At 60.6% G+C, this 16,962-nt stretch carries 14 protein-coding genes; 7 read left to right on the forward strand and 7 right to left on the reverse strand.

Translation table 11 applies throughout. From position 1 onward, the window contains the following. Positions 1–230: 230 nt before the first annotated feature. From ACYSTU_RS04215 to ACYSTU_RS04230, 4 genes are all read right to left on the reverse strand, one after another. Positions 231–1,274, reverse strand: a complete 1,044-nt coding sequence (locus ACYSTU_RS04215) for an ABC transporter substrate-binding protein (RefSeq protein WP_016772907.1) — start codon at positions 1,272–1,274, stop codon at positions 231–233. Positions 1,275–1,322: 48 nt separating this feature from the next. Further along, positions 1,323–2,447, reverse strand: coding sequence for an ABC transporter ATP-binding protein (locus ACYSTU_RS04220; RefSeq protein WP_041476689.1), 1,125 nt, complete (start codon positions 2,445–2,447; stop codon positions 1,323–1,325). Between the two features lie 333 nt (positions 2,448–2,780). Next, positions 2,781–3,410: a response regulator gene (locus ACYSTU_RS04225; protein WP_003228820.1), complete on the reverse strand. Its 630-nt coding sequence runs from the start codon at positions 3,408–3,410 to the stop codon at positions 2,781–2,783. Between the two features lie 84 nt (positions 3,411–3,494). Continuing rightward, positions 3,495–5,891 (reverse strand): PAS domain-containing sensor histidine kinase, encoded by a 2,397-nt coding sequence (locus tag ACYSTU_RS04230; RefSeq protein ID WP_498996253.1) that lies wholly within the window; start codon positions 5,889–5,891, stop codon positions 3,495–3,497. A 74-nt stretch (positions 5,892–5,965) separates the two neighbouring features. Here ACYSTU_RS04230 and ACYSTU_RS04235 point away from each other — a divergent pair, with 74 nt between their 5' ends. After that, positions 5,966–6,952, forward strand: coding sequence for an alpha/beta hydrolase family protein (locus ACYSTU_RS04235; RefSeq protein ID WP_498996255.1), 987 nt, complete (start codon positions 5,966–5,968; stop codon positions 6,950–6,952). Positions 6,953–7,075: 123 nt separating this feature from the next. Here ACYSTU_RS04235 and ACYSTU_RS04240 read toward each other — a convergent pair whose 3' ends face one another. From ACYSTU_RS04240 to ACYSTU_RS04250, 3 genes are read right to left on the reverse strand one after another with little or no spacing between them, the layout of a single operon-like run. Then, positions 7,076–7,843 carry a TerB family tellurite resistance protein gene (locus ACYSTU_RS04240; RefSeq protein WP_073476573.1) on the reverse strand — a complete coding sequence of 256 codons (768 nt, stop codon included), beginning with the start codon at positions 7,841–7,843 and terminating at the stop codon, positions 7,076–7,078. Position 7,844: 1 nt separating this feature from the next. Beyond that, a complete protein-coding gene (murU, locus tag ACYSTU_RS04245) occupies positions 7,845–8,516 on the reverse strand; it encodes an N-acetylmuramate alpha-1-phosphate uridylyltransferase MurU (RefSeq protein WP_498996261.1) in 672 nt (223 codons plus the stop codon). Further along, the gene (locus tag ACYSTU_RS04250; RefSeq protein WP_498996264.1) at positions 8,513–9,532 is read right to left on the reverse strand and encodes an aminoglycoside phosphotransferase family protein; all 1,020 of its coding nucleotides are present in this window, start codon (positions 9,530–9,532) and stop codon (positions 8,513–8,515) included. Before ACYSTU_RS04250 ends, murU begins: the two co-directional genes overlap by 4 nt. Positions 9,533–9,662: 130 nt before the next feature. Between ACYSTU_RS04250 and ACYSTU_RS04255 the strand changes: the two genes are divergently transcribed. The 6 genes from ACYSTU_RS04255 (at position 9,663) to ACYSTU_RS04280 (ending at position 16,934) form a co-directional block, all read left to right on the forward strand. Continuing rightward, positions 9,663–12,461, forward strand: coding sequence for an LPS-assembly protein LptD (locus tag ACYSTU_RS04255; RefSeq protein WP_498996267.1), 2,799 nt, complete (start codon positions 9,663–9,665; stop codon positions 12,459–12,461). Then, positions 12,436–13,758, forward strand: coding sequence for a peptidylprolyl isomerase SurA (surA, locus tag ACYSTU_RS04260; protein ID WP_498996270.1), 1,323 nt, complete (start codon positions 12,436–12,438; stop codon positions 13,756–13,758). Before ACYSTU_RS04255 ends, surA begins: the two co-directional genes overlap by 26 nt. After that, the gene (gene pdxA, locus ACYSTU_RS04265; RefSeq protein WP_498996274.1) at positions 13,755–14,744 is read left to right on the forward strand and encodes a 4-hydroxythreonine-4-phosphate dehydrogenase PdxA; all 990 of its coding nucleotides are present in this window, start codon (positions 13,755–13,757) and stop codon (positions 14,742–14,744) included. Before surA ends, pdxA begins: the two co-directional genes overlap by 4 nt. Continuing rightward, positions 14,741–15,559, forward strand: coding sequence for a 16S rRNA (adenine(1518)-N(6)/adenine(1519)-N(6))-dimethyltransferase RsmA (gene rsmA / locus ACYSTU_RS04270; protein WP_041476699.1), 819 nt, complete (start codon positions 14,741–14,743; stop codon positions 15,557–15,559). The genes pdxA and rsmA overlap by 4 nt, the downstream gene beginning before the upstream one ends. 113 nt (positions 15,560–15,672) lie before the next feature. Next, positions 15,673–16,053, forward strand: a complete 381-nt coding sequence (gene apaG, locus ACYSTU_RS04275; protein ID WP_016772895.1) for a Co2+/Mg2+ efflux facilitator ApaG/CorD — start codon at positions 15,673–15,675, stop codon at positions 16,051–16,053. After that, positions 16,053–16,934, forward strand: coding sequence for a symmetrical bis(5'-nucleosyl)-tetraphosphatase (locus tag ACYSTU_RS04280; RefSeq protein ID WP_498996279.1), 882 nt, complete (start codon positions 16,053–16,055; stop codon positions 16,932–16,934). Before apaG ends, ACYSTU_RS04280 begins: the two co-directional genes overlap by 1 nt. Positions 16,935–16,962: the final 28 nt, after the last annotated feature.

Raw genomic sequence — 16,962 nt, forward strand, 5'->3', positions numbered from 1 at the left:
CTGTTGCGTTGAAACACTGCTACCTGTGGGAGCGAGCCTTCCTGTGGCAGCGAACCTTTGTGGCGAGGGGATTTATCCCCGTTCGGCTGCGCAGCAGTCGTAAAACCTGAGAATGCGGTTTACCTGACCCACCGAGCGGGTATGGCTTCGGGGCTGCTTCGCAACCCAACGGGGATAAATCCCCTCGCCGCAAAAGCCCCCTTGCCATCTCCATACAGGTAAATAAGTGGTTATTTGGCGGCCCAGGAATTGAAGCGCTGCTCCAACTGCTCACCGTTATCAGCCCAGAAGCTGACGTCGATCTGCACCTGGTTGGCGATGTTTTCCGGGGTGGTCGGCATGTCTTTCAGGACATCCTTGGCCAGCAGCGGCACGGCTTGGGTGTTGGCCGGGCCGTAGGCGATGTTTTCCGAGTAGGTCTTCTGCTGCTGCGGCTGCACCGAGAAGGCGATGAATTTCTTCGCCGCTTCGGCGCGCTTGGCGTCCAGACCTTTCGGGATTGCCCAGGCGTCGAAGTCGTAGATGCCGCCGTTCCACACCACTTTCAGGTTGGATTCTTTCTGCACCGCCGCGATGCGACCGTTATAGGCCGAACTCATCACCACGTCGCCGGAAGCGAGGTATTGCGGCGGTTGTGCACCGGCTTCCCACCACTGAATGCTTGGCTTGAGCTCATCGAGTTTCTTGAACGCCCGATCCTGGCCGCCCTTGCTCGCGAGCTCTTTGTAGACGTCTTTCGGCGCCACACCATCGGCCATCAGCGCGAATTCGAGGGTGTACTTGGCGCCTTTGCGCAGGCCGCGCTTGCCCGGGAATTTCTTCGTGTCCCAGAAATCCGCCCAGCTGGTCGGTGCGGTTTTCAGTTTGTCGGCGTTGTAGGCCAGCACGGTAGACCACACAAAGAAACCTACGCCGCACGGCTGAATCGCGCCTTTGACGTAGTCTTCGGTCTTGCCGAACAGTGCCGGGTCGAGTTGTTCGAACATGTCTTCGTCGCAACCACGGGACAGCTCTGGCGATTCAACTTCGACCAGATCCCACGACACGCTCTTGGTATCGACCATGGCTTTGACCTTGGCCATCTCGCCGTTGTATTCGCCGGCAACGATCTTGCCGTTACCCGCCGCTTCCCACGGTGCATAGAAGGCTTTGACTTGCGCCGCCTTGTTCGCCCCGCCAAACGACACCACGGTCAAGTCCGGGCCGGCAGCCATCGCGCCGGTCGCACCCATCAGGCCCAGAGTCAGGGCGGTGAACTTCAGGGATCTCAACATTTATTGTTCTCTCCACGTGCAGGGTTGGTGTTGGTATTGCCGGGGCGCTTAGTGCGCCTCTAAAAGCGGATCGAGCGCGCGAACGTGCTCGACCTGCCAGCCAAGCGGTACCACGTCGCCGACGCTGAGCGCAGGATCGAGCTCGGCAATCGGTTGTTTCACGAAGAAGTCGGTCTTGCCGCAGACTTCCAGGCGCACCCGGACGTGGTCGCCCAGATAGATGAATTCCGCCACCCTCCCTGAGAAGCGGTTGACGCATTGATCGCTCGAACCGTTGAGGCTGACGCGCTCCGGTCGGATCGACAGAGTCACCGGTTCGCCGGTCTGACCGACGTTGACGGCCAGCGCCTCGACTTTTTCGCCACGCCCCAACTCGACCACGCAGCGCTCGCCACTCTGGCTGAGCAGGCGGCCGTTGAGGCGGTTGTTCTCGCCAATGAAGTTGGCGACAAAGGTGTTCTTCGGCTCTTCGTAAAGGGTGCGCGGTGGCGCGATCTGCTGGATCTCGCCCTGATGGAACACCGCAACGCGGTCGGACATGGTCAGTGCTTCGCCCTGGTCGTGGGTCACGTAGACCACGGTCACGCCGAGGCGCTGGTGCAGGTGCTTGATCTCCATCTGCATGTGTTCACGCAGTTGTTTGTCGAGGGCGCCCAGCGGCTCGTCCATCAGCACCAGTTGCGGCTCGAATACCAGCGCGCGGGCCAGTGCCACACGTTGCTGCTGACCACCGGACAACTGCGCCGGATAGCGCGAAGCGAAGGCATCGAGCTGAACCATGCTGAGGACTTTCTTCACCCGCTCGCTGACATCGCTTTTGTTCAAGCCGCGCACGGTCAACGGGAAAGCAAGGTTCTCCGCGACAGTCATGTGCGGGAACAGTGCGTAGTTCTGGAACACCATGCCGATATCGCGCTTGTGCGGCGGCACGTTGTTGATCGAACGCCCGGACAGGAGGATTTCACCGGCGGTCGGCGTTTCGAACCCGGCGAGCATCATCAGGCTGGTGGTCTTGCCGGAACCGGACGGCCCGAGCAGGGTAAGAAATTCGCCCTTGCGAATGTCCAGGTTGAGGTCTTTGACGATCAGGTTCTCGCCGTCGTAGCTCTTCTGCACACCACGAAAGCTGACCAGCACATCACTGGTCCCTGCGCTTGTATCGACCTGGCTCATACCCACACCTTTGTTGTTGATGACTGCTTGTTCATCAAGCCTAGTGGCTGGCGGCGCCCACGCAAATCGGGGCGCAGGAGAGAATCGCTTAAGTGCAATGGAAGGTTGGGGGTAGGGATTGCCCTACAAGGATGGCGCGTTTGGGCAAACGCAGCGGCAAGGGGCAAGCTGCAAGCCGCTAGTAAAGGCAAAAGCGTCTGTCGCTAATGGATATGCCAACTCCGAACCTGTGGGAGCGAGCCTGCTCGCGAATGCGGTGGGTCATCAAACTGAATGGCTGACTGTTACGCCGCTTTCGCGAGCAGGCTCGCTCCCACATGAGGGCAGTGATGGTCAGAGAAGTTTGTGCTCCATCGCATATTTCACCAGTTCGGCCAGCGAGGTGATGTTGAGCTTCTGCATCAGCCGCGCCTTGTGGGTGCTGATGGTCTTGCTGCTCAGGGCCAGTTGCTGGGCGATGTCGTTGACGTTGGCGCCCTGGGCCAGGCGTTCGAACACCGAGAATTCGCGTTCTGACAACAGCGAATGCAGCGGCCGGGTATCGGTCAGGCCGACTTCGAAGACCATGCGGTCGGCCAGTTCCGGGTCAATGTAGCGCCCGCCCGCCGCGACTTTGCGGATCGCCGTGAGCAGCAGCGCCGGATCGCTGTCCTTGGTCGCATACCCGGCCGCGCCGACCTTCAACGCGCGCGCGGCCATTTGCGCTTCGTCGTGCATCGACAGCACCAGAATTGCCGGCGGATTGTTCAGCGCCCGTATGCGCGGGATCGCTTCCAGGCCATTGACCCCGGGCATGGAGATGTCCAGCAACACCACCTCGCACGGCACGCTGCGCAGGGTTTCGAGCAGTTGCTCGCCATTGCTCGCCTCCCCCACGACTTGCAGATCCTTGGCCAGGCCGATCAATTGCTTGATGCCTTCACGGACGATGGTGTGGTCTTCGGCTACCAGTACACGGATCACGTTCTTCTCCAGATTTCAGGTACACACCAATCCCTGTGGGAGCGAGCTTGCTCGCGAAGGCGCCAGTCCAGACACCGCAACATGTCAAACCTCACTCACCGGCACTCGCACCACCAGACTGGTGCCCTCCCCCGGCTCACTCACCAGCTCCAGCCGCCCGCCCATGATCAGCACCCGCTCACGCATGCCGACCAGGCCAAACGACGTCGGCCTACCCTCGGCCGCGACAAATCCTACGCCATCATCGCTGACGGTCAGACACAATTCATCGCCCGCAAGCTCCAGCGTCAGCTCCACCGTGTGCGCCTGAGCATGGCGCATCACATTGGTCAGCGCCTCCTGCAAAATCCGGAACAGCCCCACCGCTTTGGCATCGCTGAGTGCCGGCAGGTTGTCCGGCACCTGCACCAGACACGGTATCTGTGTGCGCGCCTCGAAACGCCGAGCCTGCCACTCGATGGCCGAGGCAATCCCGGCATCAAGGATCGGCGGGCGCAACGCCGTCGCCACATCGCGTACCAGCTGAAACAACTGCGCGATCAGGCGTTTCATGCTGTTGAGCCGCTCGTTGAGTCCCGGATCAAGCTGCGCGTAGGCCAATTCGCACATCGATGTCTCCAGTTTCAGCACGGTGAGCATCTGCCCCAACTCATCATGGACTTCCCGGGCGATGCGCGCCTTCTCTTCTTCGCGCACGCTTTCCAGGTGCGCCGACAGTTCGCGCAGTTGCTCGCGCGAGGCCGCCAGTTCCAGCTCGATGCGTTTGCTTTCGCTGATGTCCCAGACGATGCCGTCCCACACATAGGCGCCGTCCTCCAGCTGGCGGGTGATCGCTTTGATCTCGGCCCAGCGCTGCTCACCCTGGCGCGTGACGATGCGGCCCTGCCACGACCAGTCGCTGTCAGTGTCCAGCGCCTGATCCTGGGTGCGGTGATAACTGGCCTTGTCGTCGGGATGCACCAGGCTGCGCAGGCCCATGTCGCGATGAGCGATGGCTGCCGGCGCATAACCGACCAGACTTTCGCTGCCCTCGCTGATGTAGGCAAAGTCGATCTGCCCGGTGACCGGTGCCCGCTCCAGCCTGAACACCAGACCCGGAACGTTGGCGGCGATGCCTTGCAGGCGCGCCTCGCTTTCCTGCAAAGCGGCGAGCGCGCGGCGGCGATCGGTGACGTCGGTGAGGTAGACCACCAGATATTCACTGTCGCGAAAACGCAGGAAGCTCAGGGAAACGTCCGCCGGCAGCACACTGCCATCTGCGCGCAGGCAGCTGGTTTCGAAGCTCAGCGGCCCTTCTTCACTGGCCCGTGCACGCTTCCACAGATTGAGCCAGCGATCCATGTGCAGGCCGGGCTCGAAATCGATCAGCGGCCGTTCGATCAGCCCGCCCGAGGTATAACCAAGCATGTTTTCCGCCGCGCGGTTGGCGTAACGCACATGGCTGTCCCAATTGACCCAGAGAATGCCGACGGTGCTTTGGTCGATGGAAAACTGCGTCAGTCGCAGCGCCTCTTCACTGGCCGCGCGCAACGCAATGTCTTCGCGGGCGCTGAGCAGGCGTTGTTCGAGGCTGCGCTGTTGGCGACGCTGCCACGCCACGATCGCCGCGCAACTGAGCAGCATCACCGCGAACAACAGACTGAGGTTCTGCCAGAACCCCGGCGACTCGGTCAGCCGTGGATATTTCGGCTGCAGCCATTGGTTGTGCAATTGTTCCAGATCCTTGGCCGGGATCGCGCGCAAGGCGCTCTGGACGATGCCGGCCAGTTCCGGCCAATCGCGCCGCGAGGCCACACGCAGCAGTTGCGGCAGGCCGATATCGCCGACCACCACCAGTTCGGCAAACTCCGGCTCCACCGACAGCCGGCCCAACTGTGCTTCGTCGACCACCGCGTAGGAGGCTTGCTGACTCAACAGCAGTTGCAACGCTTGCCGTTCCAGCGGCACGCCTTGCAAATTCAAGTGCGGATAGTTGCTGCGCAGGTAATCGGCGGTGCTGCTCGGCATGCGCACGGCGACGCGGGTCTGGCTGTCGAGCTTTTCCAGATCGACCGCGCCGCTGCTTTTCTGGTCGCTGACCACCAGTTGCGGCACGCGCATGTACGGGTCGGAAAACTGCCAGAGGCGCAGCGCGCTCGGGGTCTGGCTGAGGCCCGGAGCGATGTCGATCTCGCCCTCGCGCAAAGCGTTTTCCAATGCCCCCAGATCCTGAAAGTTGCGCCAGCTCAGTTCCACGCCGAGGGTGTTGGCCAGCAGTTTCATCAACTCGACATTGGCCCCGGACAATCGCTGCAGGCGCCGATCGTAGGTCGCGTAGGGCGCCTGCAAGACCAGGCCGACGCGCAATTCGTTGTGCTGCGCCAGCCATTGCTGCTGCTCTGGCGACAATTGCGCGGCATGATCCGGTGGCGCAGGCGCCGCCCAGCCCATCAAGGGAAACCACAAACAGCCGATAACCCACAGGCAGCAAAATCGCTTCATTGAAGTCTCATACACTGACAAATTCTGACCAACCCATTAGGCTGCCGGGATACTTTTCTGGCCTGGAATAACCAATGCCCTCTGTCTACCGCCTGGCACTGCCAGCATTGTGCCTGTCGCTGATCCTGCCTTGTGCGTTTTCCGTCGAAGCCGCCGACCCGGCGCCTGCCGCCACGGATAAACCCGCCGAAGAAAAACCGGCCGAGCGCCAGCCACTGCTTGAGCGTAGTCAGGAAGAGGCCGCCGCACTGCAACGTAAACTGCCGGCGCAAGAGCAGCAACAACTGCAGGCTGGCAGCGACACCTTCCTCGCCCTGTGGAAACCGGCCAACAGCGCCGACCCCAAAGGCGCGGTGATCATCGTTCCCGGTGCCGGCGAAACCGCTGACTGGCCGCAGGCAATCGGCCCGTTGCGACGCAAATTGCCGGACGTCGAGTGGAGCAGCCTGAGTATCACCCTGCCGGATCTGCAAGGCGACGCCATTGCTCCGCGCGTGATCGAACCGGCCGCGGCGCCGAAAGCCCCGGAAACCACAAGCAAGGATGCCGCCACCGCACAACCGATCGAACAGGCCGCTGGCGGTGAAGCGGAGGTCGCCGAACAGGTGGTCGCCGAAACCAGCGAAGAACAGGCCAAGGCCGACGCCGAGCGCATTTTCGGACGCATCGACGCAGCGATTGCCTACGCCGAACAGCAGAGCGCGCGCAGCATTGTCGTGCTCGGCCACGGCACCGGCGCTTATTGGGCGGCGCGTTTTCTCAGCGAGCGGCAGACGCCGCAGGTGGAAAAACTGGTGATGGTCGATGCGCAAGTCCCGACCAAAGCCCTGCCGCCACTCGCCGAACTGACGCCGACACTGAAGCTGCCGACGGTGGATATTTTCTACATGGACAGAGCGCTGGATCGCAACGCGGCGCTGGAGCGCATGCAGGCGAGCAAGCGTCTGAAGACCTCGGCGTTCAGCCAGGTGGCGCTGAAGGTATTGCCGGACAAGAAGGCTGAGCAGGAACAATTGTTTCGGCGGGTGCGGGGCTGGTTGAATCCTCAGGCTGTTGACTGACTGTTCCACCGAGTCGCCCTTAATTCGCGAGCAGGCTCGCTCCCACATTGGATCTATGCACAATTCAATGTGGGAGCGAGCCTGCTCGCGAAGAGGCAAGCACAAGCAAAACCCATCTAATTCCTAGCGAAAATCCCGCCGCTCCCGAATCAACGTATAGGCGTTATGCAATTCCCGCGTCCGCTCGGTCGCCTCACGCACCTGTGCCGGGGTCGCGCCACTGCCGGCGATCTTGTCCGGGTGATGGCGACTGAGCAATCGCCGGTAAGCGCGCTTGATCTGTGCCGGCTCGCTGCTCGCCGACACCCCAAGCAACTTCATTGCCTCCTGGTAACTCACTGCCGCACTGACGATCGGCCGCTTGCCCGGCTCGTAATCGCTGGCCAATGCCTGCACCTGCTGCGCCGTCCAGCCGAGCCATTTGCCCCACTGCGCCAGCAACTCGCGTTCGCTGACCCCGGCGCGACCATCAGCCCAGACCATTCGCCAGCAGGCACGCAACACGCCCTCAGCCGCATGCGGTTGCGCACTCAATCGACGCAGATAGCCGCGCAGATTGTCGCTGCCGGACTTGCCGCGATTGAATGCAGCAATGGCCCGCCGTGTCGCCGGCTCGCTCATTTCCAGCGCGCGCATTTCGTTGCGCGCCTGCTGGATATGCCCGTCAGTGACGCGCCCGTCGCTCTTGGCCAGACGCCCGAGCAAAACGAACAGCAATTCATCGTTGCGCAGCATCGGCCGGCCGCCGAGCTTTTCGCGTAAATGTCCCCAGCTCTGCAAGTGCAAGCGCCGATCCAGCGCCTGCCCCAACAACGCCCCAAGCATGGCCCCCGGAATGCTGGCAATCGCGTACCCCACTCCGGCTCCAATCAGAGTCCCTGGCCACAGCATCTCAGCGACTCGCTTCTATCAAGGCTTCGGCTTCGGCCAGACGCTCGTAGGTACCAACATCTACCCAATGCCCCTTCAACCGCTCGCCTGTTACTTCACCGTTGGCCATGGCGTTGCGTAGCAGCGGTGCAAGCTTGAACGCGCCATCGCTGCAACCATCGAACAACTGCGGATGCAGCACGGCGATACCGCTGTACGTCAGCGTCTGCGCATCAGGCTCGCCGTCCTGCACTTTGCCGTCGATCAGGCTGAAGTCGCCTTTCGGGTGATGCGGCGGATTGTCCGCCAGCACCAGATGCGCCAGGCCATTGATCGGCTGGTGCAGCACGCTGAAGTCGTAATCGGTCCAGATGTCGCCGTTGACCACCAGAAACGCATCGTCACCAAGTAACGGCAGCGCTCGGAAAATCCCGCCACCGGTTTCCAGCGGCTCGCCTTCCGGCGAGTACTGGATGCTCAGGCCGAAACGCGAACCGTCGCCCAGATGATCCTCGATCTGCTGACCGAGCCAGGCGTGGTTGATGACGATTTCGTTGAAGCCTGCGGCCGCGAGGGCGTGCAGGTGATACTCGATCAGCGGCACGCCAGCGGCCTGCACCAGCGGTTTCGGCGTGGTCAGGGTCAGCGGGCGCATACGCTCGCCTTTGCCCGCCGCCAGAATCATTGCCTTCATGCCGTCGCTCCAGCACGCAAGCTGCTGAACAGCGCTTGCAGCTCCGCCAGTTCAGGACGGCGGGCGATCACTGCTTCTATATAAGAGAAGAAGCGCGGCACATCGGCCAGATAACGCGGCTTGCCATCGCGATGGCAGATACGCGCGAAGATGCCGATGACTTTCAGGTGACGCTGCACGCCCATCAGGTCGCTGGCGCGCAGGAATTCTTCGAAGTCCGCCTGCACCGGGATGTCCAATGCCGAGGCTTGCTGCCAATAACTTTCCAGCCAGCCGCGAACACGTTCTTCCGGCCAGCTGAGGAAGGCGTCCTTGAACAGGCAAGTCACGTCGTAGGTCACCGGGCCGTACACCGCGTCCTGGAAATCCAGCACGCCGGGGTTGGGCTCGCTGAGCATCAGGTTGCGCGGCATGTAGTCACGGTGCACCAGCACTTTCGGCTGCGCCAGCGCGCTGTCGATCAGCAACTCGCTGATGTGTTGCCATTGTTGCTGCTGGGCCGCATCGAACTCGACGCCCAGCTCGCGCTTGACGTACCACTCGGGGAACAGTTCCAGCTCACGACGCAACAAGGCGACGTCGTAACTCGGCAACGGCGCAACCATCGGCAACTGTTGAAAAGCCAACAGCGCTTGCAGGGCATCGTGGAATAACGCGTCGGCATTTTCGCCATCGATGACGTCGAGATAGGTCTTGTTGCCCAGGTCATTGAGCAAAAGAAAACCGCGCTCGAGGTCTTCGGCGTAAATTTTCGGCACATTAATTCCGGATTTCGCCAGCAAAAAAGCGATATCCACGAACGGTTTGCAGTTTTCCTGGGGTGGCGGCGCGTCCATCACGACGAAGCTGCGACCATCGCCCTCCCAGCGGAAGTAGCGGCGGAAACTCGCGTCGCTGCTGGCCGCGGTCAACGTGGCCGGGGGCACGGTGCCCCAGCCCTGCTCGACAAACAGCTTTGCCAACTGCTCATCGAGCCAAACTTTCAGGTGTTGCAAGCGTACATCTTGGTCAGGCATTGCAAGGGTCTCCGACGGCGCTAGCCGTCAAGCGGGTCATGCTTTATTATCCAGCATCTTTTTCAGACCATCGAGAGGCGTGCGGCCCACACCGCGGGCAGATGGCACGCAGGAAGCCCGGACTAATAAGATGGCATTGAAATCCCCCGCGTTTCGTAAAAAATTTCCGTTGTTGGTAACCGGCAGTCTGCTGGCTATGCAACCTCTGGCCAGTCAATTCGTTGTTGCCGCCGAGCAGTATGACTGCTCCGTCTCGGCTACGGGTGGCTGGGACTGTGCGCCCAAGTCGCCCGCTGCGGCATTGCCGCCGCGCCCGGTGCATGACGGCAGTGCCGTCAGCTCTGCTGGCGAGGCCCCGGCCGACAACGGTTCCGGCGCAGAGACCGGTGCAAAAACCGCACTGGTCACTGAGTCCAAGGGCCGCGGCCTGAAATCCCGTAGCGAAGACTACAGTCACCTCGACTGGGTTCCGCGCGAGAAGCTCACCGCCGCCCAATTGGCCGAGACCGGTCCTTACTGCTCTGGTTCCTATATCGAACCGATTCGTCCTGGCATGAATGACAAGACGAATAAAAGTGACGCGCCGACCTTCATCGGTGCCAAAGCGTCGCGTTACGAGCAGGACACACAAGTCGCCAGCCTCGCCGGTGACGTGATCATGCGTCAGGGCAGCATGCAGGTCGAAGCTGACGAGGCCAATCTGTATCAGGCCGAGAGCCGTGGCGAACTGGCCGGCAACGTGCGCATCCGTGACAACGGCGCGCTGATCGTCGGCGACCACGCCGATGTGCAGCTCGACACCGGCGAAGCCAAGGTCGACAACGCCGAATACGTGATGCACAAATCGCGCATCCGCGGTAACGCGCTGTATGCCAAGCGTGCCGAAAACGCGATCATCCGCTTGAAGGACGGTACGTACACCACGTGCGAACCGAACAGCAACGCCTGGCAGCTCAAGGGCAACAACATCACCTTGAACCCGGCGACCGGTTTCGGTACCGCAACCAACGTGACATTGCGCGTCAAAGACATCCCGATTCTGTACACCCCGTACATCTACTTCCCGATCGACGACCGTCGCCAATCAGGCTTCCTGCCGCCGACCATCGGCAGCACCACCGATACCGGCTTCATGCTGGTCACCCCGTACTACTTCAACCTGGCGCCGAACTACGACGCCACGTTGTACCCGCGCTACATGAGCAAGCGCGGCATGTTGGTGGAAGGCGAATTCCGTTACCTGACCAAGTCGAGTGAAGGTCAGTTCGGTGCCGCGTATCTGAATGATGACGATACCGAGCGCAGCAAACAGACCGACTACGAAAAGACTCGCTACATGTACAACTGGCAGCACAAGGGCGGTCTTGACTCCCGCGTGTTCACCGAGGTCGATTACACCAAGATCAGCGATCCGTATTACTTCCAGGATCTGGAAACCGACCAGATCGGCGTGAAATCCAGCGACTACGTCAATCAGCAAGGCGCCGTCAGCTATCGTGGCGACAGCTATGTTGCACGTTTGAATGCCCAACAGTACCAATTGGCGACCGTTTCCAACATCACGCCGTATGGCCGCCTGCCGCAGATCACGTTCAACGGCAAATTGCCTTATCATCCGCAAGGTCTGGATTTCGACTACGAGACCGAGATCGTTCGTTTCGAGCGCGACTTGCTCAAAGGTGACTTTACCAATGAAGACGGTGAAGTGGAGCGTCGCCTGGATACAAACGTATTTGGTCTGGCACGTGCCAACGGCAATCGATTGAACCTGAAACCTGCTGTCAGCCTTCCACTCAACTGGACATACGGTTTTCTGAAGCCGTCGTTAAAGTATCAATACACCCAATACGACCTGGATCTCGATTCTCAGGGTAAACGCGATGTTGCCGGGCAAAGTGCAGAACAAGAGCGCTTGAACGGTTCTTACAGCCGCAACCAGAGTCGCGGAGTGCCCATCGTCAGTATCGACAGTGGACTGTATTTTGATCGCGACACTTCATGGTTTGGCAAAAACTATCGCCAAACCCTCGAGCCTCGTCTGTTCTACCTATACGTTCCGGAAAAAGACCAATCCGACATCCCGGTTTTCGACACTGGCGAGTCCACCTTCAACTATTCAACACTGTTCCGCGACAATCGGTTTTCCGGCTCTGACCGCATTGGCGACGAAAACAAGTTGTCGCTGGGTGTGACTAGCCGCTGGATCGAAGAAAACGGTTTCGAACGGCAACGCATTAGTGTTGGTCAGGCATTTTATTTCAAGGATCGGAACGTACAGCTGCCTGGAATCGATGCCAGAACGCGTGAGGATGCAAAATCCAGCGTTTCGCCATACGCATTGGAGTACGAATACCGCTGGAACCGCGACTGGCGCACCACCGCTGACTACAACTGGGATCCGGACAGCCGCAGCCCACGTTCCGGCAGTGCGATGTTCCACTACCAGCCTGAAGACAACCCGAACAAAGTGGTCAACGTTGGTTATCGCTATCGCAACGACCAGATTCGTTACGACCAGAACACCGGTCGCTGGACTGTGGGCGGTGGCGACTACGGCACCCCGGGGCAGCCTGGCTACGTGAAGGACTACTACAAGATCCAGCAGCATGATTTCTCGGTCATCTGGCCGATCGTTCCGCAGTGGAACGCCATCAGCCGCTGGCAGTACGACTACAACCGCAATCGCACGCTGGAAGCCTTCGGTGGTTTCGAATACGACAACTGCTGCTGGAAACTGCGCCTGATCAATCGTTACTGGGTCGCTTATGACGAAAACAGTCAGAACGCCCCGGAAAACGAAAAAGGCGACCATGGCATCTTCCTCCAAATTGTTCTGAAGGGACTCGGCGGCCTGACTGGCGCCAAGGTAGAGAGCTTCCTCGACAAAGGCATTCAAGGTTATCGTGAACGTGAAGACCAAGCTTTCTGATTGTCTGCGCCCGCTGATGCTGGGCGCGCTGTTCCTGGGTACGGCGGCCAACGCCGCCGTACAGTCCATCGATAAAGTGGTGGCGATCGTCGATAACGACGTGGTCATGCAGAGCCAACTGGACCAGCGCGTTCACGAAGTTCAGCAGACCATCGCCAAGCGCGGGGGCGGTCTGCCGCCTCCGGGCGTGCTCGATCAGCAAGTGCTCGAGCGCCTGATCGTCGAAAACCTGCAACTGCAGATCGGCGAACGTTCGGGCATCCGCATTACTGACGAAGAGCTGAACCAGGCTGTCGGCACCATCGCCCAGCGCAACAATATGACTGTTGATCAGTTCCGTGCTGCGCTGGCTCGCGATGGCCTGAACTATGACGACGCCCGTGACCAGATCAAGCGCGAGATGATCATCAGCCGCGTGCGTCAGCGTCGCGTGGCAGAACGTATTCAGGTTTCCGAGCAGGAAGTGAAGAACTTCCTCGCCTCTGACCTCGGCAAGATGCAACTGTCCGAAGAACTGCACTTGGCCAACATCCTGATTCCGACCCCGGAAAGCGCCAACTCTGAAGCGATTCAGAGCGCTTATCGTCAGGCCATGGATGTTTACCAGCAGCTCAAGCAAGGCGCTGACTTCGGTCAGATGGCCGTGGCCAAATCCGGTAGCGACAACGCGCTGGAAGGCGGCGAGATGGGCTGGCGTAAAGCCGCGCAACTGCCACCGCCGTTCGATCGTGAATTGAGCAGCATGGCCGTAGGCGACATTACTCAGCCTGCGCGTACACCGGGCGGCTTCATCATTCTGAAGCTGCTGGGCAAACGTGGCGGCGAAGCGCAGATGCGCGACGAAGTTCATGTGCGTCACATCCTGGTCAAGCCGAGCCCGATCCGCGACGAAGCCAAGACCAAGGCACTGGTGCAATCGTTGTATGACCGCATCACCGCCGGCGAAGACTTTGCCGAACTGGCGAAAAACTACTCGGAAGATCCGGGTTCCGCTCTCAACGGTGGCGACCTGAACTGGATCGACCCGAACGTGCTGGTACCGGAATTCCGCGAAGTGATGGCTTCGACCCCACAAGGTCAGCTGTCCAAGCCATTCCAGACCCAATACGGCTGGCACGTGCTGGAAGTCCTTGGCCGTCGCGCCACTGACGGAACCGAACAGGCCCGTGAGCAGCAAGCCATGACCGTACTGCGTAACCGCAAATACGACGAAGAGCTGCAGACCTGGCTGCGTCAGATCCGTGACGAAGCCTACGTAGAGATCAAACTTCCTGGTGCAGACCAGGCAGCGCAGTGAAACCCAAGCGTTTCGCGCTGACACCCGGCGAACCAGCCGGCATCGGTCCCGACCTGTGCCTGCTGCTCGCCTCGCAAGCCCAGCCACATCCCCTGATTGCCATCACCAGCCGCGACCTGCTCCTTGAGCGGGCCGCGCAACTGGGGCTGGCCATCAACCTGCTGGATGTCGCGCCAGGGCAGTGGCCAGATGTTCCAGCGCCGGCCAACAGCCTGTACGTCTGGGACACGCCGCTCAGCGCACCGGTAATCGCCGGGCAACTGGACAAGGCCAACGCGGCATTCGTCCTCGAAACCTTGACCCGCGCCGGCAACGGCTGCCTGAATGGCGACTTCGCCGGGATGATCACTGCGCCGGTACACAAAGGTGTGATCAACGAGTCGGGCATCGCATTCTCTGGACACACTGAGTTTCTCGCCGACCTGACGCACACCGCGCAAGTAGTGATGATGCTGGCCACTCGCGGTTTGCGCGTGGCGCTGGTCACCACGCATCTGCCTCTGCGCGAGATTGCCGACGCGATCACCCCGGAGCGGCTGGAGCGCGTCACGCGAATCCTGCACGCCGACCTGCAAGACAAATTTGGCATCGCCCGGCCACGCATCCTGGTCTGCGGCCTCAACCCGCACGCCGGTGAAGGCGGCCACCTGGGCCATGAAGAAATCGACATCATCGAACCGACATTAGAGCGCCTGCGCGGCGAGGGCATGGACCTTCGTGGCCCGCTGCCTGCCGACACTCTGTTTACCCCCAAATATCTGGAGCACTGCGACGCAGTGCTGGCGATGTACCACGACCAGGGCTTGCCCGTGCTCAAGTACAAAGGCTTCGGCGCTGCCGTCAACGTGACGCTGGGCCTGCCGATCATCCGCACCTCGGTCGACCATGGCACCGCCCTGGATCTGGCCGGCAGCGGCAGGATCGACACCGGCAGCCTGCAAGTCGCCCTGGAAACCGCCTACCAGATGGCCGAGACCCGTTTATGAACGAGCAATACCAACACAAGGCGCGCAAACGCTTTGGTCAGAACTTCCTCCACGATGCCGGCGTTATCGACCGCATTCTGCGCTCCATCCACGCCAAGCCTGACGACCGCCTGCTGGAAATCGGCCCCGGTCAGGGTGCGCTGACCCAAGGTTTGCTGGGCTCCGGCGCGCAACTCGACGTAGTGGAGCTGGACAAGGATCTGATCCCGATCCTCAACCAGCAGTTTGCCGGCATGAGCAATTTCAACCTGCATCAGGGCGATGCGCTGAAGTTCGACTTCAATACGCTGAATGCCGCGCCGAACAGCCTGCGGGTGGTTGGCAATCTGCCGTACAACATCTCCACGCCGCTGATTTTTCACCTGCTGAACAACGCCGGCATCATTCGTGACATGCACTTCATGTTGCAGAAAGAAGTGGTCGAGCGTCTGGCAGCAGGCCCTGGTGGCGGTGACTGGGGTCGTTTGTCGATCATGGTTCAGTACCATTGCCGCGTGGAACATCTGTTCAACGTCGGCCCGGGCGCATTCAATCCGCCGCCGAAAGTCGATTCGGCGATCGTTCGTCTCGTGCCCCACGCGGTACTGCCGCACCCGGCCAAGGATCACAAGCTACTGGAGCGCGTGGTACGCGAAGCCTTCAATCAGCGCCGCAAAACCTTGCGCAATACCCTCAAGCAATTGCTCAGCAACGCCGAGATCGAAGCCGCTGGCGTTGATGGCAGCCTGCGTCCCGAGCAACTGGATCTGGCCGCATTCGTGCGCCTGGCCGACCAGCTCGCGATACAGGTCCCGGCAGCTCCCGCCGCCGACTGACCCGCGATGAACGCTATCGGGCAGCACACCACTCTGGTTTACTGCCCGATACTTGCCTAGACTGATTCCCCATCAGCTACGCCCCGCGTTCCGCTTCGTTAAGGCCTTCTTGCATGTCCGATTCCCGTTATCAGGTCGATGTCAGCGTCGTCACCCATTATCTGGCAGACCAATCGCAACCCGAACACGACCGTTTCGCCTTCGCCTACACCATCACCGTGCAGAACAACGGCGAGATTGCGGCCAAGCTTCTGTCCCGGCACTGGGTGATCACCGATGGTGACGGCCATGTCGAACACGTGCGCGGTGAAGGCGTCGTCGGCCAGCAACCATTGATCGATGCAGGCAAGAGCCATACGTATACCAGCGGCACGGTGATGACCACCAAGGTCGGCACCATGCAAGGCTCCTATCAGATGCTCGCCGACGACGGCAAACGTTTCGATGCGACCATCAAACCGTTTCGCCTCGCCGTACCCGGAGCCCTGCACTGATGACGACGTACGCCGTCGGTGACCTGCAAGGCTGCCTCGAACCGCTCAAGTGCCTGCTCAAGCAAGTCGCTTTCGATCCGGCGCTTGACCGGTTGTGGCTGGTCGGCGATCTGGTCAACCGTGGTCCGCAGTCGCTGGAAACCCTGCGCTTTCTCTACGAGATGCGCGAGTCGCTGGTGTGTGTCCTCGGCAATCACGATCTGCATCTGCTGGCCGCCGCGAAAAAGATCGAGCGCTTGAAGAAAAGCGACACCTTGCGCGAAATCATCGAGGCCCCCGACGGCCCGCAATTGATGGAATGGCTGCGCCAGCAGAAGCTGATGCATTACGACGAAACACGCGATGTTGCGATGGTCCATGCTGGCATCCCGCCGCAATGGTCGCTGCGCCGTGCGTTGAAGTGCGCCGCCGAAGTCGAGACCGCCCTGCATGACGACAACGTATTCCCCGCCTACCTTGACGGCATGTACGGCAACGAACCGGCGAAATGGGACAACGACCTCAAAGGCATTGATCGCCTGCGGGTGATCACTAATTATTTCACACGCATGCGCTTTTGCACCGCCGAGGGCAAGCTCGACCTCAAGAGCAAGGAAGGCCTGGACAGCGCCCCGCCCGGCTACAAGCCGTGGTTCCAGCACAAGGAGCGCAAGACCAAAGGCCTACGCATCATCTTCGGTCACTGGGCTGCGCTCGAGGGCAATATCCACGAGCCGGGCATTTCCGCGCTGGACACCGGATGCGTCTGGGGCGGCAGCCTGACGCTGATGAACGTCGACAGCGGCGAACGCCTGTCATGCAAATGCGACGAGCACGGCGGGCTTGCACACACGATTGCACCACTTATCCCCGAACCTTCGCCAGTCGACGCGCCGCGTTAGACTGCACTTTCAGTTGAGCTACAGGAAC

Source organism: Pseudomonas glycinis (genome assembly GCF_054871425.1).

Excerpts from the sequence above, each read along its gene's own strand:
- ACYSTU_RS04215 (WP_016772907.1), bottom strand. The coding sequence starts at position 1,274 with ATGTTGAGATCCCTGAAGTTCACCGCCCTGACTCTGGGCCTGATGGGT.
- ACYSTU_RS04220 (WP_041476689.1), bottom strand. The coding sequence starts at position 2,447 with ATGAGCCAGGTCGATACAAGCGCAGGGACCAGTGATGTGCTGGTCAGC.
- ACYSTU_RS04230 (WP_498996253.1), bottom strand. The coding sequence starts at position 5,891 with ATGAAGCGATTTTGCTGCCTGTGGGTTATCGGCTGTTTGTGGTTTCCC.
- ACYSTU_RS04235 (WP_498996255.1), top strand. The coding sequence starts at position 5,966 with ATGCCCTCTGTCTACCGCCTGGCACTGCCAGCATTGTGCCTGTCGCTG.
- ACYSTU_RS04240 (WP_073476573.1), bottom strand. The coding sequence starts at position 7,843 with ATGCTGTGGCCAGGGACTCTGATTGGAGCCGGAGTGGGGTACGCGATT.
- murU (WP_498996261.1), bottom strand. The coding sequence starts at position 8,516 with ATGAAGGCAATGATTCTGGCGGCGGGCAAAGGCGAGCGTATGCGCCCG.
- ACYSTU_RS04250 (WP_498996264.1), bottom strand. The coding sequence starts at position 9,532 with ATGCCTGACCAAGATGTACGCTTGCAACACCTGAAAGTTTGGCTCGAT.
- ACYSTU_RS04255 (WP_498996267.1), top strand. The coding sequence starts at position 9,663 with ATGGCATTGAAATCCCCCGCGTTTCGTAAAAAATTTCCGTTGTTGGTA.
- rsmA (WP_041476699.1), top strand. The coding sequence starts at position 14,741 with ATGAACGAGCAATACCAACACAAGGCGCGCAAACGCTTTGGTCAGAAC.
- apaG (WP_016772895.1), top strand. The coding sequence starts at position 15,673 with ATGTCCGATTCCCGTTATCAGGTCGATGTCAGCGTCGTCACCCATTAT.
- ACYSTU_RS04280 (WP_498996279.1), top strand. The coding sequence starts at position 16,053 with ATGACGACGTACGCCGTCGGTGACCTGCAAGGCTGCCTCGAACCGCTC.